The following is a 23,390-nucleotide window of genomic DNA, read 5'->3' as shown; positions in this document are numbered from 1 at the left end:
TCCCTTACGTCCGGTAGGAAGCGTTAATTTTCACGTAATCATACGTCAGGTCGCATCCCCAGGCTGTCGCTTCCGCTTCCCCCTGCTTCAAATCAACGATTACTTTCACCTGCTCCTGCTCCAGGTAGGCGGTGCCTTCTGCTTCGCTGAAATCGGATGGAAGTCCGTCTTCGACGACTTGAATATCACCGAGATAAACATCAACCGTGTCCGGATCCACCGGTTCTTCGCTGTAGCCGACCGCACACACAACGCGTCCCCAGTTCGGATCTGCCCCATACACCGCTGTCTTAACAAGGTTGGAGGAGATCACCGCTTTTGCCACCCGGCGTGCGGACGTGCTGCTTGCCGCTCCTGTCACAGAAACCTCGATCAGTTTAGTAGCACCTTCTCCATCCCTTGCGATTTTTTTAGCAAGCAGTTCCGACACGAGGAAGAATGCCGCTTTAAAGGAGTCCCAGTCCGGATGAGATTCATCCAGCGCTGTATTCCCCTGCTTCCCATTCGCAAGCGCGAGGACGGTATCATTTGTGCTCGAATCTCCGTCCACCGTGATCATATTGTACGTATGGTCCGTTGCTTCTTTTAGCAAACGGTGGAGAGCCGCCTGATCAACAGCTGCATCCGTCGTCATGTAGGCAAGCATTGTTGCCATATTCGGGTGGATCATACCGGAACCTTTTGCAGCACCGCCGATCGTAATCGTCTTCCCATCGACTTCTGTCTGCACCGCCGTATGCTTCGTCACGGTATCGGTTGTCAAAATGGCCTGCTCAAAAGACTCCGGCTCATCTGCATGGACATTGATGGACTGGATCCCTTTTTCGATCGTGGCCATCGGCAGCTGTACTCCGATAAGACCGGTGGAGAGAATTGCTGTATGCTTCGGTTCAATGCCCATCTGTCCGGCGGCCTGGCTGCGCATTATCTCCGCATTTTCCATACCGATTTTTCCTGTGCATGCATTCGCGTTGGCAGAGTTGGTTACGATTGCCTGAATCTTTCCGGAGGAGGCGATCGAGTCCTGCGTCACTTTCAGCGGCGCTGCCTGGAATGTATTCTGCGTGTATACGCCTGCAGCCGCAGCCGGAACGTCCGAGTAGATCCAGCCGAAGTCCAGTTTCTTCCTCCTGAGGCCGCAGTGGACACCTCCTGCATAAAAGCCTTCTGCTGATGTTACATGCCCTGTCTCTATCACTGTTACGTTCGCCTTTTGACTGACTATCATGCCGTCACGCTCCTTTTTATGGATACTGCGGAACCGACCACAGTGCTTCTGTTTCTTCCCATCCGTTCATCACATTCATATTCTGGACCGCCTGCCCCGAGGCGCCTTTTCCGAGGTTGTCGATAACACTCACAATCAGAAGACGTCCTGTCCGCTCATCGAAGGATAATCCGATATCACAGAAATTGCTTCCGAGCACCTGCTTAGTCACCGGCATCACCCCAGCGGGCTGGATACGGACAAATGAACTGTCTGCGTAATATGTTTCGTACAATGCCTGAAAATCCGTTTTCTTTTTAACGTTCACGTACATCGTATTCATAATTCCACGTGTCATCGGAATCAAATGAGTCTGGAACATTGTGGTCACAGGATTATTTCCTGCTTCCGTCAAATACTGCTCGATCTCCGGCGTATGCTGATGAGCCCCTGTTTTGTAGGCTGTCACGTTTTCATTTGTTTCTGAAAAGTGCGTCATGAGTGACTGCTTTCTGCCGGCTCCCGATACACCGGTTTTTCCATCAATGATAATGCCGTTTTCCTCCGCATAATCCGGAAGGAGCGGAAGCAGTCCGAGAAGCGCGGCTGTAGCAAAGCAGCCCGGATTGGAAATGATGCGTCCACTTCTCACGCTGTCTTTTTTCCACTCGGTCAGGCCGTAGACAGCTTCCTTTTGAATCGTTTCCTGCGGTGCGTCCAGTCCGTACCACTTTTCATAAACCCCGGGCTCATCTATCCTGAGATCACCGGATAGATCAATAAACTGCTTTGTCCCATCGTCCAGCTGTGGCAGCAGCGAATTTGCAACGCCTGCCGGTGCAGCGATGAATACAATATCAATATCTGTGAGCTCCTCTTTAGAGAGTCCGCTGAACGTTTCTTTAAATACAGCCCGGATATGTGGATAGCGGTCCTGCACTTCCACCCCTTCCTCCGAGCGCGAAATCAGTTTCGTTACGTTTACGTATGGATGATTCTGCAGGAGGCGGATCAGCTCCAGTGCTCCGTACCCTGTTCCTCCAATAATTGCTGCTTGTTTCACCGGCTGTCCCGTCCTTTCCTTACTGTCTGAGTTAATTCATTATTATACTAGCGATATTATTTTTATGCAACGATATTTATAAATTATCATTTATTTTTATTCATTTTCTTTGAAACCATATGGAAGGAGCCGTCACGATAGGGGGGAGTTAGCTGAATAATAGCGTGAGGCTGCGCAACTGCAGGCGTATGAAACGGCGTAAGAAAGAATATAGAAATGAAAAAAGAAGACCTATAAAAAGCTGGACGGGCTGAACCTGTATACTCGTTAGAAGGATAGGAAACGGTAACGAATGGTTGGCTGCTTACCGGCTGCACCTGCAGCCATACAGGGAGCACCCTGCTGCAGGGCAGGCTTCTGTCGTGCGCGGAAAAACTCTATCAGCAGAAACAATCGATACATGGAACAGAACGTTGAAATGCTGTAACGCTTGGCATCCCTTCTTTGTAGAGGATTCGAATTTTATACAGTCTTATGATAGAAAAAACCGGCGGAAACATCCGCCGGCCATACGTATCATAAATCATTAAAGTATTGGTGAGAGAAGCCGTGATATGGACTCTTTAAAGCGTATCATTTTCGACCGCCTTGCGTACTTCTCCGGAGTCAGCCGGTCGGAATACATCATATCCTGCTCAAAGTCTGCGGCGAGTTTCTCCGACGTTTCATGATCATAGATGAACGCGTTCACTTCAAAATTCAGCCGGAAACTGCGCAGATCAATGTTTGCTGTACCGACGGAACTGACCCTTCTATCAGCAATCACACATTTTGCATGAAGGAACCCTTTCTGGTAAATATAGACCGATACCCCGGAATTCATGAGCTGACCGATGTGAGAAAGAGTCGCCCAGTAGATAAATGGATGATCCGGCATACTCGGTATCATAATCCGGACATCTTTGCCGGACAATGCAGCGATCCGGAGCGCATCCAGGAGACTCTGATCCGGAATAAAATACGGAGTCTGAATATAGACAGACTCCCGGGCGTCCGTAATCATTTTAATATACCCGTTTTTAATCTGCTCCCAGTCTGAGTCCGGGCCGCTCGATACAATCTGCACCGCTGCGTTACCTGCAGGCTGTTTCATAGGAAAGTACCTGGCTTCATATGCAATCGGCCGGCTTTTTGACGCCTGATTCCAATCCAGAATAAACCGTGTCTGCATCGGATCCACGGCATTGCCACAGATGCGCAGATGCGTATCCCGCCAGTCACCGAACCTCCGGCTGGAACCGATATATTCATCCCCTACATTAAAGCCGCCGACATAGCCGGTGCGGCCGTCAATAATAGTCAATTTACGGTGGTTGCGGTAATTAAGACGGAGATTGATCATCGCGACTTTTGACGGGAAAAACACGCCTACTTCTCCGCCGGCTTCGGTTAATGCTTTAAAGTGCCTCCGCCGCAGTTTCCTGGAACCAAGCTCATCGTAGAGCACCCGTACCTTTACCCCTTCCCGGGCCTTCTGCGTCAAATGACGGATTAATTTTTTTCCAAGATTGTCGTGGCGGAAAATATAATACTGCAGGTGGATATGATCCCTGGCAGCATCGATATCGGCAATAAGCTGATCAAATTTCCGCTGGCCGGTGTTGAATATGTCAATTTCATTATCCTTGGTCAGTACCGCATCATTATTAACCAGATGCATGTAGATTAAATCCCGGTACGGTTCAATGTTGTCATTATGAAACCGGAATTCAGGATTGCGGATCTGCTCGATCTGCCTGGATAAAATATCGATAATTCCAATTTTTCGGATGCCCTCCCAGTCAAAGAGACGCCTTCTCGTTAAATTCTGCCCGAGAAATATGTAAATGACGAATCCGAGGAAGGGAATAAAGAACAGAATCATGACCCAGGCCCACGTTGCGGTGGCGTCTTTTCTTTCAATAAATATAATAATTCCGGCAAACAGAATATTTACGAAAAACAAGACGAGCAGCAGGCTTCCCATAATATCCACAGACCCACCTCCTTTTCTCTGCAGCTGTACTCAGTTTACCGTACTTTTCCAGCTTCTGTACAGAGGCCTTCCATTCGGCCGCCGTTTTTCACATTAAAACGTCCGCCACAACGAGTGACGGACGTTTTAAGTTTTTGGCCAGCTGCCTGCAGTTAGTACGTGGACAGCGGCTTTAACTTCTTTTCAATAGCTTCTCTTTCCGGTTCAAGAAACGGCGGCAGTGCCAGGCGTTCCCCGAGAGAATCCAGCGGTTCATCCGCCTGAAAGCCGGGACCGTCTGTAGCAAGTTCGTACAGAATGCCGTTTGGTTCGCGGAAGTACAGTGACTGAAAATAATAACGCTCGACGATCCCGGAATTCATGTAGCCGGCACCATCGATGCGGTGTGCCCAGTACTCGAGCGCCTCCCGATCCGGAACCCGGAAGGCAACGTGATGCACACTCCCTCTTCCCGGCTTCTCGGCACGCTCTTCGGTTTCAAAGACATGAACTTCTGCAGCGGACCCTCCGCCAGATGCTGTAAATACCTGTGCTTCTCCAAGCGAACAAGAATACGTTCCGCTCTCTGAGAAACCCAGCACCTCCGTTAAAACGTAAGCCGTTTTGGACCGGCGTTTCACATGAAGGTGCGCCGGACCGAGTCCGAGAATGGCCGCCTCTTCGGGAACATCCGTCCCGCTCCACGGAGTACCGGGACGAATACCTGCATTATCAGCATCTGAAATAATGGCAATGCGCTGTCCCTCCGGATCGTGAAACAGCAGTGAGTCGTGGCCGTTCAACGTTTCTCTTGATTCCACCAGGGCAGCATCATACTGCTTCAGTCTCTCTTCCCAGAAGGAAACAGCCAGGTCATCCGGTACACGAAGACTCGTTCTGGAAATACTCCCGGAGCCGGGATACGTTCTGCCGGCCATCGGTATTTCAAAAAACGTAAAATCGGTTCCCGGCGTACCTTCTGCGTCGGCGAAAAATAAGTGGTACATGCCCGGATCATCCTGATTGACGGTTTTTTTCACGAGCCTCATGCCTAGAACAGAAGTATAAAAATGATAGTTTTTTGATGCATCCGCCGTAATGGATGACACGTGATGTATACCAGTGATAGGTTCCAAGTTATCCCTCCTCAACGAAGCCAGTCCTGTTCTTTCGCAAACTGCATAAACCAGCGGAATGGAAGCAGCTCTTCTTTCTGCAAATCCCCGACAAAAGCCGCGCTCACATTGTGTTCCGGAATAAACGCAATGATCTTTCCGAAACGGCCGGCTGCATAAGGAATGCCGGATGCAGGCTCGATCCACCAGTGGCGGCCGTACTGCTGCCCGCGCATTCCTGTTTTGGATTCAGCTTTCCACCCCTCTGTAACCCAGCTGGCTGGTAAAGACGTTTCTCCTGCTGCCGTGGCCCGGATAAACTCAGCCGTTTTCAACAAATCTCCGGGCAGAAGCCGAATTCCGTAAGCGCCGGCCGGGATCCCTTCCGGAGCCGTATCAAATGTCCAATCGCTTACTTCTGCAGGACGGAATAGGATTTCGTCTGCAAAATCGGCCAGTCCTCCGGTCACTTCATGTAAAACGGCCGCAAGCAGGAAGCTGTCCGTGTTGGAGTACGTAAATTCTCCTCCCGGAGGACTCTCTTTCATAAATGGCTTCAGCCAGCTGTCTTCCTGCCTTTTCTTCCACACATCATCTGTAAAACCGCTCCTCATTTTCCAGAGCGTGTCCACAGTTAACGACCCGGCAGGGCCTTCTACAGAAAGGAAGTCGGAAATCGGTCTTTCCGCCGACACGTCTTCTTTCTCTAAAGCGGCAGCTGTCAGAATACTTACGATTGATTTCGTAACAGAATTAACAGGCTTCTTCTCATTCTGTGAACGATCGACGTAATGGAAGAGAGGCTTCCCGTTCTGATAGATGGCTCCACCGGCCATATGATAGGCAGCATGCTCTTTCTGAAGATCCGCTTTATTCATATGATTTCTCCTGCCACGTGTGCTTTAGAAAGTCCTCTCTGCCTGATTCTTCACGCTCTTTCTGGTAAGCATCGGGGTTTTTCTTGTAAAACTTCTGATGGTGTTCCTCAGCCGGATAGAATGGCCGCGCCGGCAGTATTTCGGTTACGACCGGTTCGTGAAAAGGACCATTTTTATCAAGCGCTTCTCTGGAGGCGGCGGCAAGCTGCCTCTGTTCTTCATCCTGATAGAAAACAGCTGTGCGGTACTGGGGACCACGGTCAAAAAACTGTCCGCCGTCGTCTGTCGGGTCCACCTGCTGCCAGTAAAGTTCCAGGAGCTTTTCGTACGGGAACACATCCGGCTCGTAGACGATTTCTACCGCTTCCCGATGATTAGTTGTGCCTGTTTTAACACGTTCGTACACCGCATCCTCTTCTGTTCCTCCGGTATATCCTGATACAATTCCCCGGATACCCGGCTGCTCGTCAAAAGGTTTTACCATGCACCAGAAGCAGCCTCCTGCAAAAATGGCGGTTTTCGTTTCTTTCATGACTGACCGTCTCCTTCCTATTCTTCGTCAAATAAATAGAGAAATTCGCTGTATCCTTCCTCTTCCATCTCTTCTTTTGGAATAAATTCCATCGCAGCTGAATTCATGCAGTAGCGCAGTCCCGTCGGCTCCGGACCATCTTCAAATACGTGGCCGAGGTGGGAATCAGCATAGGTGCTGCGGATTTCTGTCCGGCGTACAAGAAAAGACCAGTCTGCTTCACGCTGAATATATTCTTCTGAAATCGGCTCTGTGAAACTCGGCCAGCCGGTTCCGGAATCAAATTGATGGGTGGAGCTGAATAGCGGTTCCCTGGATACGATATCCACATAGATGCCTTCGGCTTCATTCGCGTGATATTCATTGTCAAAAGCAGGTTCCGTCGCATCGTTCTGCGTGACATCAAACTGCATTTCCGTCAGCCTGCTCCGGAGCTCTTCTTCCGATTCAGGTTCATAGTCGCGCCATGGTTTCGATACGATACGATCGTTTTCCGGCTCATATTCTTCGTTATTTTCCCAGTATTCCTCGATGAAATCGTCCCGACCTGAATTGGAACGGTAAAAATCATAGCGTACAGGGTTTTCCTCGTAAAAATTCTGATGGTATTCTTCCGCTTCGTAAAAAGTATCTGCCTCGCTTATTTCCGTGACGATCGGGTCGTCAAACCGCCCGGACTCTTCAAGTTCTTCCTTTGATACTTCCGCTGCCAGCTGCTGGTTTTCGTCATGATAAAATATGGCGCTCGCATACTGCTCTCCGCGGTCTACAAACTGCCCTTCATCATCTGTCGGGTCAATCTGGCGCCAGAACACTTCAAGAAGGTCGTTGTAGGAAATCACTTCCGGATCATAATAAACCTGCACCGCTTCAACGTGACCCGTTTCCCCGGAAGAAACTTCTTCATAGGATGGGTTCTCTTCCGGACCGCCGGTATAACCTGAAATCACGCGGTCCACTCCTTCAAGTTTTTCAAACGGCGGTTCCATGCACCAGAAACAGCCGCCTGCGAAGGTCGCCGTTTCCCACGGCTCTTCGTCCGCCGTTTCAACCGGTTCACTTCCGTAGGACCGGGTAGTAAAGTAATCATATATTATTGGAATGAAAATGACAGATACAACTGTAAAAATAAGGGCAAAGAAGATCACCATTACTTTTTTCATGCGGTTCACCTCCTCTACACAGTATAAATCATCGTGCTGAAATTCTCACTTATTCCGCCTGATGCTTTATGTATACTCTTTAAATCAGGGGTAGAAAAAGCGGAAAAGTGACGGACGAAAATAGAAACAAACGCCGGCCGTTTCAAACTTCCGCCGGAGAGTCTGCTATTCGCTTCAGAAAAATACCGCCTGAAGAAGTCAGTACTTCCTCAGGCGGCAGCGATAATCATTTTTCATGTTATTATCCGGCGGAAACGTTCAGGTCTACATCAATGTTGCCGCGGGTAGCTTTCGAATACGGGCAGAAGTCGTGTGCTTTATGAGCGAGCTCCTCTGCCTCTTCCTTCGAGACGCCTTTGATATGGACGTGAAGCGTGACGCCTACTTTAAATCCGTTATCTTCCGGATCTTTATTGAGGCTCACTTCTGCTGTCGTCTCCGACTCAATGTCTTTTTTCGCTTTCTGAGCCATCAGGTTCAATGCGCCGTCGTAACATGCGCTGTAACCCGCTGCAAAAAGCTGTTCCGGGTTGGTCGCATCGTCAGGAATGCCATTCTGATCCGGCATTTTCAGATCAAGATCAATCACTCCGCTGTCCGACTTTACGTGACCTTCGCGGCCGCCTACAGCAGATGCTTTAGTTGAAAATACTTTATCAGCCATATTAATTCCTCCTTCGATTTTGCGTACGCTACTTCTATTCTCGGCATAGAAGAATATTAAACATATTTCTCAAAAATAGGTCTTCCGGTTATTTAGAAAATGCCTGCTTAAACGTGTTCATAACTCTGCGCTGACGTTCAATATACCGCCAGATCCAAAACACAAACAGCCCTGCTCCAACAAGCATCAGCCCTGTCCACCAGATTGCCATAACAGGCATTAACAGTGCGATAGAGAGCAGCAGCCCGGTCAACAGATGATGAATAGCCGTGTGGGCGTTACCCGGAATCAAATCGGTGGAGGACGCATCATAATACTGCTGCGCATAGCGGACCGCCTGAATCAGAAACGGCAGGGATAAAAAGGCAAGAAAGACCGTCAGCGGAATATCTCCAAGAAATGGAGCGGCCGCAGTCAGCACTGCACTTGCAGCAAATAAAAGCACGAGAACATTTTTTGCCTGCTTTCTGCCGAGGCGGACAACTAATGTCTGCTTATCCTGTTCTTTGTCACTTTCCGCATCCTGAAACTGATTAATTAATAATACATTGGTAACAAGAAGCGCCACCGGCAGAGACAGGAAAGCAGCTTCCCAGCTGTAATAACCGGTCTGAATATAAAAAGCACCAAGTGTAATTCCGATGCCATATGTCCCGGCAATTAATAATTCTGCAAGTCCCGGGAAGGCATTAATGAAGGAAAATCTCCCCTCACGGTTCGTGTAGAAAAAGCCCGCCATCAAACCAAATGCAATCAGCGGAAGAAGTCCTGCTCCTGCCTGAACAGTCAAGTACAAACCGAGTGCAGCAGCTGCGGCGGTTAACACAATACCGAAAAAGCCCATATCTGCTTTGGATATTAACCCGAGCTGAATCATTTTTGACCCGCCGGTGAAAGGGCGCACGCCGCCGGTATTTTCTGCATCCCTCTCGGCATCTTTAAAGTCGTTTATCATGTTGGTGCCTGCCTGCACAAGTACGGCGGCAAACAGGGTCAGCAGGAAGAGCGGCCAGGAGAATACTCCCGCGAGCGAAAAAGCTGCTGCACCGCCGAGAACCGCCGGCACAACCGAAGCAGTCAGGGAAAGAGGCCGCACTGCTTCTTTCCATGCTCTGACGCGGGACAGAAGATCCTGTTTGTCCGTGGATTCCTGTCTGCTGGAATAATCAAATATCGTCGGTGCTTCCCCCTGCAGAATTTCCGGGACATACCGGTATTTCACCGTCGCAGGAACCACCTTGATAAATTCCAGTCTGTCCACTGCCTCCTGCTGGACGAAATTACCGACAATGGGAGAGCGGTCCTTCAGCAGATTAACGGCTTTTTCCCGCTCTTCCTCCCCTTTGACAATTTCAGCTCTGCCGATAATCTCGCATTCTTCCATCTCCATAAACGTATTTCCCTGGTGAATCAGCATTGCTGTTTCGGGTATGTTGCTCCACTGTATAACTTTCGGATCGCCTTTCATTGAGGATAGATATACTTGAAAGGATTCATCCACTGCAAAATGCATCATCCGCTGCCGCGGACGGCCCATGTTCGACGTGCCGACAGAAGCTACTTCTGCCCGCTGCAGATAATCATATACTTCCTCTCTGGATCTTTCCGCCATAGGAAAACCTCCTTCATTTCATGTGAAAACTTTCACTTACATTGTAGAAAAGGAATCGTTATCTGTAAATGAATCTGCCTGCTGCGCCAGGTGATCTCCCCCGTCCGGCTGAGGAAGGGCCCCGCGCAGCTTTTTCACTGGAAAACGGCCGTTTTCCAGCCATTTTTTCAGTGAAATCGTCACCGGCACCGCATCCGGACCGATGCCGGCGGTGACTTCCAGGTTTACCGTATCATAAACGGCTGTATGAATCGTACCGGACCAGTTCCGGTAGTCATGCTTCACAATACCGTGCGCCGAGTTGTTTAAAAAGTCATAGCCGGAAGCAGGGTCCGAAAATTCATGACGCAGATCTTTCAGGTGCTCGAGACGGTGTTCAGACTCTTCCGTACGATGCCGGTTTTCAGTTAATTTTCCAGGTGTGCGAAAATGATTCGTACATACGCCCCCGCTTTTCCGTAAAACGTTGACGCTTTGACCGGAACCTTCCACGACGGAAAAACGGCCGGTACGATCAGCCAGCGAATAATTAAATGCGTGCCGGTGGGGCATTTCCTTCAGCAGGTGCTCCGCCTCCGGAACATTCCGGCACTGGTCGAGGACAATTCTTGCCAGCGTGCAGCATATCCAGCCGTCCGTCGGGGCAATCCGGTTGACAAAGTGGTACCCGATGGCAAGACCATGTTCATTCATACCGTCCATTCTGCCGATCATCCGCTGGGCGAACCCGATGTGGGCTGCCCCCGATCCACCAGAAGGTTTCCATAGAACGAAGCGGCCGTCGTAAGTCTTCGGGTGATAATCATAGTTCCTGGCGTAAAGGCCATTTCTCATCATCGCACTGCATCCACTTTTCTTCCAGCTTTCCTGATAGCCTGCATATTCATGCACCACGTCCTCCAGACGCCATTCAAGCCCATCTGCCAGACCGTGCAGTTCTTCCCAAAGACCGGGTGACCAGTCCAGAAGCCACCTCTTCGCTTCATGAAGGTCTGTCTGGTAACGCCGGATGGATTTTTTTCGTCGTGAGGCATGTTTTAGATATAAAGGGGTTTTTTTCAGTTGTTCTGCCTGTCTGCGCCCAAATTGATACGCATCGCCGGCGTCCGCAAGAGCCTGAATCTGAACGTCCATCGTAAGCCTCCTTTTTATAAAATCCTAGCATGAAACGATGTTACGTCAAATAAAAAAGCCTTGATCTAAGGCAGATAGTAACGTAGAATATCCTGCTGGAATGAAAGAGACATGCGATAAACGATTTGGATGAAACAGGAAAGGATGAGTGATGATGCAGTCCGCTTTCGCAATGGAGCAGACAGAAAAGTCCGCAGAGGAATGGAAGGAATCCTTCGATCAGCTGGAAATGCAGATGCTGCGGATGAAAGACAATATGGAAAAAATCAGCCGGGATTATGACATTCTCGGAATCGAAGAAACGAAATACGGTGAATGGACCATTCTTTATAAAACCGAACAGAACGGCTGCATTCAAATTATGGCGCACCCGTGTACGAAAGCATTCAAAGGAAGCTGGGACTGCGCTCTGCAGGCGAGCGCAGAGGATAATGCGTTTCATCTTGATGATATTAAAGGAACACCGGACAGCGGCCTCGGCTCGCTCTGCCTGAAACAATTTCAGGAAATTGCCGCAGACCGCAACACACCGGTTATTAAAGGCCGGCTGAGCGAGAGAGATGCCGACCACACGGATCGACTTCATTATTTTTACAAGAAGCATTCGTTTTATGTCCGCTGGAATGATGACGGAAAAACAGGATCTATTTACTGGGAAAGGAATTGAAGCCTCGCTTCCAGCTGTTTATAGTAAAAAGCGGATACTACTTCGGAGGCGCCTCTTAAAATTTCTTCCGCGTAGTGGGAGGGCGGTGCTGATTCCTCCTCTTTCCGGCAGACTAGAAACGTCAGTGCAGGCACAGTGTTTTTGCCCTGCAGAACAGGAATTACGGCAGGCCGGTACCACCCTTTAGTGACTCCTTCCCTCTCCCACAAATATTTCCGCGCAGATTCTGTTATGGAATAAAGGACCCCTTCGGCCGGGCCGGTTTGTGTCTCAACCAAATCGGCCCGGCTGCCGTCATGAAGTGCAAATCGATATTCCACCTGCCAGCCGGGAACCTTTCCGCGTGTTTTTTTATGAAATTCATGGAAACAACCATCCCGTTCTATCCGCTTGCTGTCCATACAGGAGCCGTAGGCGAAATAACGGAGCGGCTCCACCCCTTCATCCAGCATCCGGTGCAGCGACCAGTCCTGAAAAGGCACTGGATCCACCGCATCATCCTCCTGATAAAAATAAGTCCATGCAAATACGCTTCCCCGGTCCGTGTGAACAGGTACGAGACGCTTTAAATAGAGGCTGGAGGATTCGTTATCCGGATCGTATCCTTCAAGCCTTTCTACCAGTTTATCCACTTTTCCCGTGATTTCATAAAGTTCTCCGATGACGTCCTCCGAACCTTCGAGCAGCGCAGGGTACGGCTGACTCGTAAAACACAATTTTCCTGAGCTCCAGGCATTTTCAGACACACAGGACATTTCATCTAAAAAAGAATGGTTGGTTTGAAATTTTCGCAGCGTACCGTAAACGAATAAGAGCATATCGTCCTCCACTTAGTTTACATAATATTGATATGGTAAACTATTAAATTTTCAGGCTTCCTGTATGAGCCGGATACGCTCTGCAGCTGCCTCTTCCATTTCTCCCCGTACACTGGTGCGGGTGTCTTTTAATTCGTTCACCACTTCTGACACCCACGCCTGCAGCTCCGATGTTCGATCCTGGGCTGTACGGATTTTGTCATGGACGATCCAGTCGACAATAATGCCATCAAAAAAGTAATCCGCAGCTGTCAATACCTCCCCTATGGAGAAAGAGAGCGTAGAGTACGGTTCTATGTCATGCAGCTCATCGTAGAACTGACGGAGAAGACGTTCCGAGCGGTGCAGCGCCTCTTTTGCTTCATCCAGTCGGCTGTGCTTCATATACGTCGTAACCATGCCTCCTCCGATCATATCAACCGTGGACCAGCTGGATGCATTATCAAGCGCTTTGGATACCTCTTCCAGCGAATAATACACATCCTCACCGGCATCCACAGCCTCATTCAGTTCCTGCAGCATTCCGATTTTATCAATTTCCTTCTCGGCAGCTGTATATAATTTTTCGCTCCATATAGAGGATTCATCCAGAATCAGCCTCTCTTTTTCCTTCAGAAGAAGATCGTATTCTCCATGCGGATCTCCGAGCGTTTCCAGATGCTCTTCATACATCACTCTTTCCTGCTTTAATTCTTCATATGTACGCAGGACATCCTGATACTGAAGCTTTGCCGATGCGATCGACTCTTTCAGCCCTTCGGTTTTTTCATATTTTTCCCGTTTGATGGAGCTGATCACGGCTGCAAACGTAAAATTGTGAAGATCCTCAAGCTCCTCCCCGTATGCTTCCAGCTTTGACTTTATATCCTCTGCTTTCGTTTCTTTTTCTTGAATCTGCGAATTCAGCAGCTCCACATGTGCCGTCCATTTTTTATAAAGACGTTTCTTTTCCAGCACCTCGGTAAGTTGTTCATTCAGACTTCTCATAAATGTTCCTCCCAGCGGAATATGTCTATGCTCTCAGTGTAAAACCTTCTCGCAGAACCTGCAATACCGGCAGCATGCATTTAAAAAAGCCGCGGGCAGCAGCGCTGTATCCCGCGGCAGGAGCCGGGCAGTATCAGGAGGAAAGATTTTTTGAGAAGGGCTCCTCGTTTTCGGCAGTGTGCCGTTTGGACTGAAGCAGGATAGCAGCAGAAATAATATGCTGCACAAACCGCTCCAGCTCTTCACCTCCCGACGTCATCAGGTCCACTACCGTCTGTTTTTCCAGCCCCCATTTTTTCAAAATGAGGTGCATCCGCTTTCTGTCGTACTCACTGACAGCTTCCGGAAGCTGGATCACTTCCACATTTAATTTATCTTTATCCTCCGATAAATAATCCATCAAGTCTATCTCCAGCTGGTGGCTCTGCGGAATGGAGCTGTCCCCCCTCCTGATTTTATCAAACCGGACTGACGCATGAACCGCAAGGCCCCCGCTTGTTTCAACGGGATATGTCCACAAAAGCGCTCCTTCATATGTCAGCTTATCCCTATAGTATATTTGAAAATTCCGTGCTTTCCGCCGATGCTCTTCTTCTTTTAATGTATAGGATTTATCCTCCCACAGCAGTGCAAATTCATGCCATGAGGAATTTAAATCGACGCTTGATATCATTTCAATAAAATGAATAAATCGCTCCTGAACATCATGCTGCGGGGCACCCTGCTCTGGCAGTGTATTCATGATGACCCCTCTTTTCTTTGTTTTTTATACCAATATACTTAATTCCCTTCTTTCTTTTTCATAAACCTTTCGGGGCTCGTTTTTTCCTGCAGTAAATGTTATACTAGTGAACAGTATGTAAAAGAAAGAGGATGGTATGAAATGCTGCAGGTTCAAGATGTCAGCTTACGCTTTGGCGATAAAAAGCTTTTCGAAGATGTAAATGTAAAATTCACTCCCGGTAACTGCTACGGGCTTATCGGGGCAAATGGCGCAGGGAAATCAACGTTTCTAAAGGTACTTTCTGGAGAGCTGGATTCTCAGTCCGGCCACGTTTCTCTTGCGAAGGACGCGCGCATGGCTGTTCTGAAACAGGATCACTATGCCTATGAAACGGAACAGGTTCTGGAAGTCGTCATGATGGGTTATGAACGCCTTTATGAAGTACGCAAGGAAAAAGATGAGATCTATATGAAGCCGGATTTCTCCGACGAAGACGGAATGAGAGCGGCGGAGCTTGAAGGTGAATTTGCGGAGATGAACGGCTACGAAGCCGAATCGGACGCAGCAGTTCTTCTTCAGGGACTCGGTATCGATGATTCGAAGCATTATCTTACCATGGCAGAGCTGACGGAAAGCGATAAAGTAAAAGTGCTGCTTGCACAGGCGCTGTTCGGCACGCCGGAAGTACTGCTTCTTGATGAGCCGACTAACGGTCTTGATATTGAAGCAATCCACTGGCTCGAAGACTTTCTGATCCAATATCAAAACACGGTCATTGTTGTCTCCCACGACCGTCATTTTTTAAATAACGTATGTACGCACATTGCCGATCTTGATTTCGGAAAAATTCAAATCTATATCGGTAACTATGATTTCTGGTATGAGTCCAGTCAGTTTGCTCTGAAAATGGCTCAGGAGCGGAACAAGAAAAAGGAAGAACAGATCGAGGATCTCAAATCCTTTATTGCCCGATTCAGTGCGAATGCCTCGAAGTCAAAGCAGGCAACGTCGAGAAAAAAGCTGCTTGATAAAATTGATCTGGAAGATATTAAACCTTCCTCCAGAAAATACCCTTATATCGCATTTAAGCCCGAGCGGGAAATCGGAAACGACCTTCTGCAGGTAGAGAATCTGTCCAAGACGATCGATGGGAAAACGTATTTGAAAGACGTTTCCTTTACACTCCGCCCCGGAGACAAAGTGGCGCTTGCCGGTCCGAATGAACAGGCTAAAACGGTATTAATGCAGATTCTTGCAGGAGAGCTTGAACCGGACAGCGGTACGTATAAGTGGGGCATCACGACAAGCCAGTCCTACTTTCCAAAAGACAACAGTCATCACTTCAGCGGATCGGAAGGGTCACTGATCGAATGGCTGCGCCAGTACTCTCCGGAGGACCAGTCGGAAACATTCATCCGCGGATTCCTTGGAAGAATGCTTTTCTCCGGGGAAGAAGCAAAAAAGAACCCTTCGGTGCTTTCCGGAGGAGAGAAAGTCCGCTGCATGCTTTCCAAAATGATGCTGTCAGGTGCAAACGTCCTGCTGCTGGATGAGCCGACGAACCACCTGGACCTTGAAGCAATTACCGCATTAAACAATGGTCTGATCGAATTCAAAGGCTCGCTTATTTTTGCCACACATGACCATCAGTTCAACCAGTCGCTTGCCAACCGGATTATTGAAATCAAAGATGAAGGTGTCTACGACAAAGAAATGACGTACGATGAATATATCGAAGAACGCGTGAAGTCCGCTTCCGTATAATTCTTCAACAGTAAAAGGCAGCCGGCGGAATCTTATTCCACCGGCTGCCTTTTTGCTATGCGTTTTTTGCAGGTATCCGGACCGTTTCCCCGGTTTCCAGAACATACAAAAGCGCTTCGGGTGCTTCTCCACCCCATGCTTCCTTGAGCGCGCGGGCATACATATTTAACTGAAGCGCATACTGTTCTTTCAGCCGTTCATAAAACGCATGAACCGTTTCTTCCTTTCTTCGACGGTTCGTTTTATAATCAACGATCATTCTCGTTCCTTCTTCCGTCACCACACATACATCAATAATTCCCTGAACAAAAACCGTTTCCTCCGGATCACTCCAGGACGTGTAAACTTCCTGGGCAGGCATTGGCAGGGAAAACGGAAGTTCTCTATAAAGCCGGTGGGCATTCCGCATTGTCTCTGCTAGTGAACTCTGCAGAAACAGCGCAGCACTGCTTTCATCGACAGATTCACGTTCTTCCGGAGTCATTAATTTCTTTTCCACCAGCTCGTCAGCTTTTCTCTCCACCTGTTCCTCGCGGTCGAAGGAGAGGGGCAGGTGCTGAAGCAGCAGGTGCATCGCCGTACCATACTCTGCAGCACTGAGCCTCTTTTTCTGCATAAACGAAGGGCGGTGCAGCTCTTCAACCGGCTGAAAATACGAAACGGCGTACGGATCTTCATCGCGCCGTTTTATTTCGGAAACAGACTGCTTCATGCCCGCACTTACCGAATCGGTATAAGGATACTGCCAATCAAGTCTGTTATAGACTGCCTCTTTCATCGTGCTGCTGTCCACCCCGGACGTATGTTCCACCGGTTCTCCCGCAGCCCGCGTGACCTCTTCTTCTTCCCAGACGCGGATCTGCCAATTCCGCTGAGACTGCATACTTCCTTCAGGAAATCCGGACTGCTCAAGAAGGTGGCCGGCAGCTGCGTGCTGCATTAACGAAGGCATAAGCCAGTCAAAGTAAGATTTGGCTCCTTCTCTTTTTGACAGCGGGACCGCTTTCTCGGGGAGGTGGTCCGCCCATTTTTCCACTCTTTTTTCGACACTGTCCACTGTACCTGTCAGTATAAGACGCTGCTCTGCTCTTGTCATCGCGACGTAAAGAACACGCATCTCTTCTGCGAGCGTTTCACGGTGGATCTGTTCACGTACGAGGTGATAATACAGCGTTGGATAGGAAGTTCTTCCTGCACTGTCAATTTTTCTGGAAGCGAACCCGAGACGCCGGTGCAGCAGGTAGGGCTTATGAAGATCCATCAAATTAAAAGGACGTGCCATTCCCGTGCAGAAGACGACCGGGAATTCGAGACCTTTGCTTTTGTGAATCGTCATGTACCGGACGACATCCTCCTGCTCCCCGACAGCATCTGCTGTGCCGAGGTCGTCTCCCCGCTCTTTCATCCGCTCAATAAAACGAAGAAATCGGAACAGTCCGCGGAACGTCGTTTTCTCATACCCGCGTGCACGGTCATAGAGCGCTGTTAAATTTGCCTGACGCTGCCTGCCTCCGGGAAGACCACCTGCAAAATCCAGATAGCCCGTTTCCCGGTATAAATACCAGATGAAGGAAGAAACACTCATATATCTCCCTTCCAGCCGCCACTTTTTCAGCAGATCATAACTTTCTTGAAAGCGGGGATTATCTTCTGCCGCTCTGGAAAACGCATCGAAATAAGAGCCTTCCGGGGCAGCCGTCCGAATCTCAGCAAGTTCCGGTTCGGTCAATTGAAAAATGGGCGAGCGAAGTACGGCAGCCAGAGGAATATCCTGTCTCGGATTATCCATAACCTGCAGCAGAGACAGCATTATTCGTATTTCCACCGCATCGAAATATCCGGAGCTCCGGTCGGCGTGAAGCGGGATACCTGCATCAGCGAATGCTTCATCAAAAGCGTCCGCCCACGTCATTGACCTGCTTAGCAGCACAATGTCACGGTATTTGAGAGGACGCTCCGTACCGAGTGCGCGGTCATACACCATCGTCCTGCCGTCAATCATCTTACGGATTTCCTGGGCACATGCACGTGCCTCTGCTTCCGCAGTTTCTTCCTCACCGTTGTCTTTCTCAATAAGAACAACTTCTGCAGGAATTTCCGGTATCTGCGGATAATCCTCATTGCCTGGTTTCAGCGAGGCCTCCTCATTGTAGTCCAGCTCTCCGAATTCACGGCTCATAATCTGACGGAAAAGAAAGTTGACGGCCTCCAGTACTTCTCTACGGCTGCGGAAATTCTCCGACAGATCAATGACACTTCCTTTCGTCGTGGGAAGTGTATCATATTTCTCCTGAAACAGACCCGGCTCCGCCAGACGGAAGCGGTAAATTGACTGCTTCACGTCTCCAACCATGAAAAGCCGGTCCTCTCCTGCAGCTGCCGTCAGCACAGCTTCCTGAACAAAGTTCGTATCCTGGTACTCATCGACCAGAACTTCCTTTAATTTTTTCCGGTATTCTACTGCCACATCCGAGGGCTCCCCGTGCTGATATAAAATATGAAGTGCAGTATGTTCCAGATCGTTGAAATCAAGTGACTGCCGTTTCTGCTTCGCATCATAAAACATCCGGCTGAATTCCCGGACACACGATACGAGCGTTTTAATGACAGGTGCTATATAGCTTAAATCTGCTTTTGCTTCTTCTTCCGGCTGAAGTGCAAGCGGACGGATCTCGGCTGCTTTCTTTTTCGCTTCCTCTCTGAATTTTTTCGTTCGCGTTTTTAATTCTTCTTCCACATCTTCTTCTTTCTTTACTGCCGGAAGCCTGCCGAATGACAGGGTCCGCACAGCTTCCATTCGTCTTTTTCGATCCCCGGCTTCCAGCACAGATAGAACGAGGGAACGCTCTTCTTCAAGCACAGGCGCATAAGCGGACGGTCCTCCTGTCGACTGCGCCGTATCCAAAGCCTGTTCCAGATGCTGCAGAACAGCTTCATACTTCTGGCGGATCAGCGCATCGGCTTCCTGAAACCAGCTTTTATGGCTGAGTGCACCGTTCCCGTCATAGGTATCGAGAATCTGATCCAGCCAGGCATCTGGATCCGGATGAGCACGGGAAAACTGATAAACTTCGAGAATCAGCTGACGCAGCGCTTCATCTGTTTTATCGCCGGTAAAATAGGAAGCAAGCTCACGGAAAGATTCTTCCCTGCTCTCATAACGGGATTCCAGCAGCTCTTCACACGTTTCTTCTGCGATAAGGGAAGCTTCGGTCTGATCCAGCAGTCTGAAAGCCGGATCGATGTCCACCGTATAATAATACGAGCGGATTATGGATAGACAAAATGAATGAAGGGTGGAAATATTTGCTTTTGTAAGCAGGGTCAGCTGCCTGCGGAGGTGACTGGAGGAAGGGTCCTGCTCCAGCTTTTCCTGCAGGGCCCGGCCGATCCGCTGCTTCATTTCGGCTGCTGCAGCGTTCGTAAACGTTACAACAAGCAGCTCATCCAGATCGACTCCTTCTTCTTCGTCAATTACCTTTTGAATGATTCGTTCGACAAGTACGGCAGTCTTTCCGCTTCCTGCTGCGGCAGCCGTCAGAAGCGGGCGGTTATTCGAAGCAATAGCTTCCCATTGTGCGTCTGTCCACCGGCTCTGTTCAGGTTTCGTTTTCATCATGATCCTCCTCTCTGATTTTATTCATGATCTGGTCCGGTGACTGTGGTTTCAGACTGCGGTACGTGTTGGCTGCAAACGACGGATCGAATTGACAGACCGCCCGGAACGAACAGAATTGACACGGCACCTGGTTTTTTTTACGGTACGGTGTGATGGACGTGTCCCCTTCCATAAGCTTTCTGCCGATCAGCTGCAGGTGGTTCCGTACATAAGACCTGAGGTGTGCAAAATCTTCCTGGGAGATTGTTTTTGATTTCGCACCGGCTTCTCCACTTTTTTTCAGCTGAACCGGCACAATGGTTGAATATCCTGAATCCAGTGTATGGTCACTCGCTTTAATCACCGATGGATCGGACGAGAGGAGCCCTTTCATTTTAAATTTTTTCAGCAGCTCTTCTTCCACTTCTTCCTCTGAAAGCTTCCGCTCTTCTTTCAGAAGCGGGTTGTGCAGATGAAAATAAAGCATACCTGCAGCATCTGCTTCTACTCCGAGCAGTTCGTGGGAAAAAGCCAGGATGACATCCAGATAAACGAGCATCTGAAGAGAAAGTCCGTAATAAATATCATCCAGCTGAATATCGCGCTGGCTGGATTTGTAGTCAATAATCCGGAGAAATGTTCCGTTTTCTGTATCCGCACGGTCCACCCTGTCGATAATCCCCCTCATTTCCATCTCTGTGCCATCCGGAAGAGGCATCATCAGCGGTGGAAGCCCCCCCGATAACCCGAAGCTCAGCTCCATGCCCACAGGAACGAAATCCTGGCGTCTGGCATGTTCACTCATCATCCAGGAGGCCTGGGACACGACATCTGTTAATTTGGAAAGGAGATAATCGTACCGATGGGACTGTTTGAAAATGTCCCTTTGAATTCTGGGCGCTATACCACTGACCGCCTCTTCTGCCATTCGTGATGTTTCCTCTTTCGTAAAGCTGTCCCACGGACGGTCGAGCGTTTGAATTTTCTCCGTCACTTCTTTCATTGCCTCATGAAAAAGAACACCAATATCCGGCGCTTCCAGTTTATGAATTTTCCGCTCCTTCAATTTTAACCCGTAGCCGGCAAACTGCGAAAAGGGACAGGCGTTATATTGTTCCAGCCTGGAGACACTCGCTTTTAGTTTTTTTCCATAGAGGCGCGCTCCCTCTTCTTTCGTCAGGGCTGCAGCTTCGTTTTTGTAATTCAGGCTGTTTTGTAACAGACGGTGAAGCCGGGTCTCTCCTTTTTCTTTATACCAGCTTTCCGCTGCATGCCAGAGCAGTGGAACACTGTATCCGCCCTGCTCTTCTTTAAGCATTGCTGCAGTGTAGCCGAGTGTGCGCTTCGGATTCGTAACGAAACGGGTCTGTTCACGCCAGTCATGATCAGCAGGAGAAGGGTATTTCACTTCCACTTCGAGCTCCGGCAGTCTTTCCTGCAGCGGGCGGACATAAAGGGAAGGCTGCAGCCTGCGCCCCTCATCATCTGAAAGGGCCCAGCTGATATAAAGCTGATGCGAGGGCTGGGTCAGGGACCGGTAGAATACATATTGTTCATTCATCAGCTGTTCTGACGCATCCGGAGCCAGCTCCCCTCCCGCAGCCTTTACCATCTTCCGCTCATCTTCACTTAAATATCCATTCTCGCCGGGCTGAAGTGGAAAAACTCCTTCATTGACGCCAAGCAGAAACACCATTTTCGGTGAAGACAGCCTGGATGTTTCTGCATCAGCACACGTCACCTGATCGAACGCAGGAGGGATAATCGAAAATGTCAGAGCATCCAGACCTGCTTCAATCATTTCAGCAAACGTTTCTCTCGTCAGCGCCATCCGTCCGCCAAGCTCATTCATGTCTTCAAGCAGCCGGATCCATTCCTTCCAGAGCTGCTCATTTTCTCTTAATGTTTCTTCTGTTTCGGCAGCCAAAAACGTTTTAGGGATGCCGCTGTCCTCTGTGTACGTATAGAGCGCCTTAACAAAATGCGTGGTTTCACTGGAAGCCTGCAGCGCCCTTTCCAGCTTGCGGAGCGCCCCTGTCCACCGCTTAATGATAGATGAAATCGGCTCATCATCCAGCTTCTCCAGCTCTGAAGGCACCTCTTCCCATCTGCTTTCTTTCTTCCACGCTTCTCCACGGATTCCCCGCTCGAGGACATAGTTTTCCACGATATCGAGTTTCTGCCATTCCAGATCCGTATCTCCTGAAAACAAATAGCCGGTTTTCAGCAGCCGGAAAACGGCATCGTAGGGCCAATTCCGGTCAATTGCCTCCAGGGACGCTTTCATAAACTCTGTAAATGGATGGTCATGTGCGTACCTTTTTCGATCGGAGAAATAGGGGATGTCCTCCGCAGGAAAAATTGTTTCAATATGCGGTTCGTATGCATCCATATTACGTGTGACAACGGCGATATCTCTATAACGGATCTGCCCTTTTCTTACAAGGCCGCTGATCCGCCTGGCACAGTGTTCCACTTCAGTTCTGCGGTCCACTGCCTCCCAGAGACGAACCCCTTTTACAGCTGCGCCTGGTTTTGCAGGGAATGCTGCCCATGTTTTCTCCAGATGATTCAGAGCCGGCGTGGAAAAGCGTTTCACTTCCGCTAGGTGATGAACGTGAAAGTCAGTGTCCGGAAGCTGCAGCTGAATTCTCTGCATCGCATTTTCTGTTTCAAAGAATAAATCCAGCGGATCGAGCCATGTCTCGTTATCCGGAACCTTTTCACCCGTAAAACATGCTTTTACCTGACAGCACGTCATCACTTCGGTAAGAAACGTTTCTTCCAGAGGGGTAAAACTGTGGAAGCCGTCCAGGTAGACAACGGCACCGGTGAGAAACTCAGAAGGCTTGACTGCCCTGGTGCCTAAAAGCAGCAGATCCTCCGATTCAACAAAGCGTCCCGAGAGCGCTTCTTCTGTATAACGCTTCATCAGCAGCAGATCATGCAGTTTTGCCTGAAGCCGCTTTTCCCCGGGGCCCCCGCCTTCTTTTTCCAATGCCTCATAGATTGTCTGCATGCGCTCTGTATCCAAATGATAACGGCGGCTTTCTTTTAGAAAATCTGCTGCCTGGGAAATAAATCCGTTCGGCAGTCTTCCGCCGCGGTAAAGCTGCCATTCTTCTTTCGTATCTGCAAAAACCCTGCGTATAAGTGTATGAATGCCCGTTTCACTGATCAGTGTCTCAGCTGCCCCGCCGGTTTCTTCGAGCAGCTTTACGGCCAGGCGCGGGAGACTGAGAACATGAAGCCGGGTATATGCTCTGCCAAGCTTCTGCAGTATGTCTTTTTCTGTCTGAAATGTCATCTGCTCCGGAACAATCAATAAAATCGGAGGTCCGGAAGGATTCTGAAGCAGGTCTTCCACGATTTCATTATGTATAAGCGTCGTTTTGCCGGAGCCTGCCCTGCCGGTTATAAACGTAACAGCCATCATCTTTTCCTCCTTTAATAAAGTGCTTTTATGTTTTATCGGGAGAACGTAAATACCGGATATGCAATCATATGTTC

17 protein-coding genes are annotated in these 23,390 nt (G+C 49.2%); 2 read left to right on the top strand and 15 right to left on the bottom strand.

Translation table 11 applies throughout. The features are described 5' to 3' along the window. Positions 1-4 precede the first annotated feature (4 nt). The 10 genes from argJ to C6I21_RS03040 form a co-directional block, all read right to left on the bottom strand. Positions 5-1,228 (bottom strand): bifunctional glutamate N-acetyltransferase/amino-acid acetyltransferase ArgJ, encoded by a 1,224-nt coding sequence (gene argJ, locus C6I21_RS03085; protein ID WP_105957958.1) that lies wholly within the window; start codon positions 1,226-1,228, stop codon positions 5-7. A gap of 16 nt (positions 1,229-1,244) precedes the next feature. Continuing rightward, on the bottom strand, positions 1,245-2,270 hold the full coding sequence (argC, locus tag C6I21_RS03080) for an N-acetyl-gamma-glutamyl-phosphate reductase (protein WP_105957957.1): 1,026 nt from the start codon (positions 2,268-2,270) through the stop codon (positions 1,245-1,247). A gap of 526 nt (positions 2,271-2,796) precedes the next feature. Then, positions 2,797-4,245: a cardiolipin synthase gene (gene cls, locus C6I21_RS03075; RefSeq protein ID WP_425352467.1), complete on the bottom strand. Its 1,449-nt coding sequence runs from the start codon at positions 4,243-4,245 to the stop codon at positions 2,797-2,799. A gap of 152 nt (positions 4,246-4,397) precedes the next feature. Continuing rightward, positions 4,398-5,360: a ring-cleaving dioxygenase gene (locus C6I21_RS03070; protein WP_245411520.1), complete on the bottom strand. Its 963-nt coding sequence runs from the start codon at positions 5,358-5,360 to the stop codon at positions 4,398-4,400. 11 nt (positions 5,361-5,371) lie between these two features. Continuing rightward, on the bottom strand, positions 5,372-6,217 hold the full coding sequence (locus tag C6I21_RS03065) for a serine hydrolase domain-containing protein (RefSeq protein ID WP_105957955.1): 846 nt from the start codon (positions 6,215-6,217) through the stop codon (positions 5,372-5,374). Continuing rightward, a complete protein-coding gene (gene msrA / locus C6I21_RS03060) occupies positions 6,210-6,749 on the bottom strand; it encodes a peptide-methionine (S)-S-oxide reductase MsrA (protein ID WP_105957954.1) in 540 nt (179 codons plus the stop codon). Before msrA (C6I21_RS03060) ends, C6I21_RS03065 begins: the two co-directional genes overlap by 8 nt. Before the next feature lie 17 nt (positions 6,750-6,766). Next, complete coding sequence (gene msrA / locus C6I21_RS03055) at positions 6,767-7,912, bottom strand: peptide-methionine (S)-S-oxide reductase MsrA (protein WP_105957953.1); 1,146 nt, start codon at positions 7,910-7,912, stop codon at positions 6,767-6,769. A gap of 241 nt (positions 7,913-8,153) precedes the next feature. Beyond that, on the bottom strand, positions 8,154-8,576 hold the full coding sequence (locus C6I21_RS03050; RefSeq protein WP_105957952.1) for an organic hydroperoxide resistance protein: 423 nt from the start codon (positions 8,574-8,576) through the stop codon (positions 8,154-8,156). Between the two features lie 88 nt (positions 8,577-8,664). After that, positions 8,665-10,188: a prenyltransferase gene (locus tag C6I21_RS03045; RefSeq protein ID WP_105957951.1), complete on the bottom strand. Its 1,524-nt coding sequence runs from the start codon at positions 10,186-10,188 to the stop codon at positions 8,665-8,667. A 36-nt stretch (positions 10,189-10,224) separates the two neighbouring features. Next, a complete protein-coding gene (locus C6I21_RS03040) occupies positions 10,225-11,322 on the bottom strand; it encodes a C45 family autoproteolytic acyltransferase/hydrolase (protein WP_105957950.1) in 1,098 nt (365 codons plus the stop codon). 151 nt (positions 11,323-11,473) lie between these two features. Between C6I21_RS03040 and C6I21_RS03035 the strand changes: the two genes are divergently transcribed. After that, entirely contained in the window at positions 11,474-11,989 is a 516-nt protein-coding gene (locus C6I21_RS03035; protein WP_142393203.1) for a hypothetical protein, read from the top strand. Here C6I21_RS03035 and C6I21_RS03030 read toward each other — a convergent pair. The 3 genes from C6I21_RS03030 to C6I21_RS03020 all read right to left on the bottom strand — a co-directional run bounded on the left by C6I21_RS03030 (position 11,971) and on the right by C6I21_RS03020 (position 14,536). Further along, the gene (locus tag C6I21_RS03030) at positions 11,971-12,807 is read right to left on the bottom strand and encodes a gamma-glutamylcyclotransferase family protein (RefSeq protein ID WP_105957948.1); all 837 of its coding nucleotides are present in this window, start codon (positions 12,805-12,807) and stop codon (positions 11,971-11,973) included. The genes C6I21_RS03035 and C6I21_RS03030 overlap by 19 nt on opposite strands. 51 nt (positions 12,808-12,858) lie before the next feature. Continuing rightward, positions 12,859-13,794 (bottom strand): hypothetical protein, encoded by a 936-nt coding sequence (locus tag C6I21_RS03025; protein WP_105957947.1) that lies wholly within the window; start codon positions 13,792-13,794, stop codon positions 12,859-12,861. Between the two features lie 133 nt (positions 13,795-13,927). Continuing rightward, positions 13,928-14,536: a hypothetical protein gene (locus C6I21_RS03020; protein ID WP_105957946.1), complete on the bottom strand. Its 609-nt coding sequence runs from the start codon at positions 14,534-14,536 to the stop codon at positions 13,928-13,930. A gap of 141 nt (positions 14,537-14,677) precedes the next feature. Between C6I21_RS03020 and C6I21_RS03015 the strand changes: the two genes are divergently transcribed. Further along, complete coding sequence (locus C6I21_RS03015) at positions 14,678-16,282, top strand: ABC-F family ATP-binding cassette domain-containing protein (RefSeq protein WP_105957945.1); 1,605 nt, start codon at positions 14,678-14,680, stop codon at positions 16,280-16,282. Positions 16,283-16,337: 55 nt separating this feature from the next. Here the strand turns inward: C6I21_RS03015 and addA are convergent, their stop codons facing one another. Continuing rightward, on the bottom strand, positions 16,338-19,901 hold the full coding sequence (addA, locus tag C6I21_RS03010) for a helicase-exonuclease AddAB subunit AddA (RefSeq protein WP_105957944.1): 3,564 nt from the start codon (positions 19,899-19,901) through the stop codon (positions 16,338-16,340). Next, positions 19,882-23,316, bottom strand: a complete 3,435-nt coding sequence (addB, locus tag C6I21_RS03005; RefSeq protein ID WP_105957943.1) for a helicase-exonuclease AddAB subunit AddB — start codon at positions 23,314-23,316, stop codon at positions 19,882-19,884. Before addB ends, addA begins: the two co-directional genes overlap by 20 nt. Positions 23,317-23,390: the final 74 nt, after the last annotated feature.

Source organism: Alkalicoccus urumqiensis (genome assembly GCF_002993335.1).
Classification (GTDB): domain Bacteria; phylum Bacillota; class Bacilli; order Bacillales; family Salisediminibacteriaceae; genus Alkalicoccus; species Alkalicoccus urumqiensis.
Note: the sequence above shows the minus strand (reverse complement) of the source record. Positions and strands in the feature narration are given on the sequence as shown.

What these genes read in the sequence shown, in the direction of transcription:
- argJ (WP_105957958.1), bottom strand. Translation starts at nt 1,228, where the DNA reads ATGATAGTCAGTCAAAAGGCGAACGTAACAGTGATAGAGACAGGGCAT.
- C6I21_RS03065 (WP_105957955.1), bottom strand. Translation starts at nt 6,217, where the DNA reads ATGAATAAAGCGGATCTTCAGAAAGAGCATGCTGCCTATCATATGGCC.
- msrA (WP_105957954.1), bottom strand. Translation starts at nt 6,749, where the DNA reads ATGAAAGAAACGAAAACCGCCATTTTTGCAGGAGGCTGCTTCTGGTGC.
- msrA (WP_105957953.1), bottom strand. Translation starts at nt 7,912, where the DNA reads ATGAAAAAAGTAATGGTGATCTTCTTTGCCCTTATTTTTACAGTTGTA.
- C6I21_RS03050 (WP_105957952.1), bottom strand. Translation starts at nt 8,576, where the DNA reads ATGGCTGATAAAGTATTTTCAACTAAAGCATCTGCTGTAGGCGGCCGC.
- C6I21_RS03045 (WP_105957951.1), bottom strand. Translation starts at nt 10,188, where the DNA reads ATGGCGGAAAGATCCAGAGAGGAAGTATATGATTATCTGCAGCGGGCA.
- C6I21_RS03040 (WP_105957950.1), bottom strand. Translation starts at nt 11,322, where the DNA reads ATGGACGTTCAGATTCAGGCTCTTGCGGACGCCGGCGATGCGTATCAA.
- C6I21_RS03035 (WP_142393203.1), top strand. Translation starts at nt 11,474, where the DNA reads ATGATGCAGTCCGCTTTCGCAATGGAGCAGACAGAAAAGTCCGCAGAG.
- C6I21_RS03030 (WP_105957948.1), bottom strand. Translation starts at nt 12,807, where the DNA reads ATGCTCTTATTCGTTTACGGTACGCTGCGAAAATTTCAAACCAACCAT.
- C6I21_RS03025 (WP_105957947.1), bottom strand. Translation starts at nt 13,794, where the DNA reads ATGAGAAGTCTGAATGAACAACTTACCGAGGTGCTGGAAAAGAAACGT.
- C6I21_RS03020 (WP_105957946.1), bottom strand. Translation starts at nt 14,536, where the DNA reads ATGAATACACTGCCAGAGCAGGGTGCCCCGCAGCATGATGTTCAGGAG.
- C6I21_RS03015 (WP_105957945.1), top strand. Translation starts at nt 14,678, where the DNA reads ATGCTGCAGGTTCAAGATGTCAGCTTACGCTTTGGCGATAAAAAGCTT.
- addA (WP_105957944.1), bottom strand. Translation starts at nt 19,901, where the DNA reads ATGATGAAAACGAAACCTGAACAGAGCCGGTGGACAGACGCACAATGG.
- addB (WP_105957943.1), bottom strand. Translation starts at nt 23,316, where the DNA reads ATGATGGCTGTTACGTTTATAACCGGCAGGGCAGGCTCCGGCAAAACG.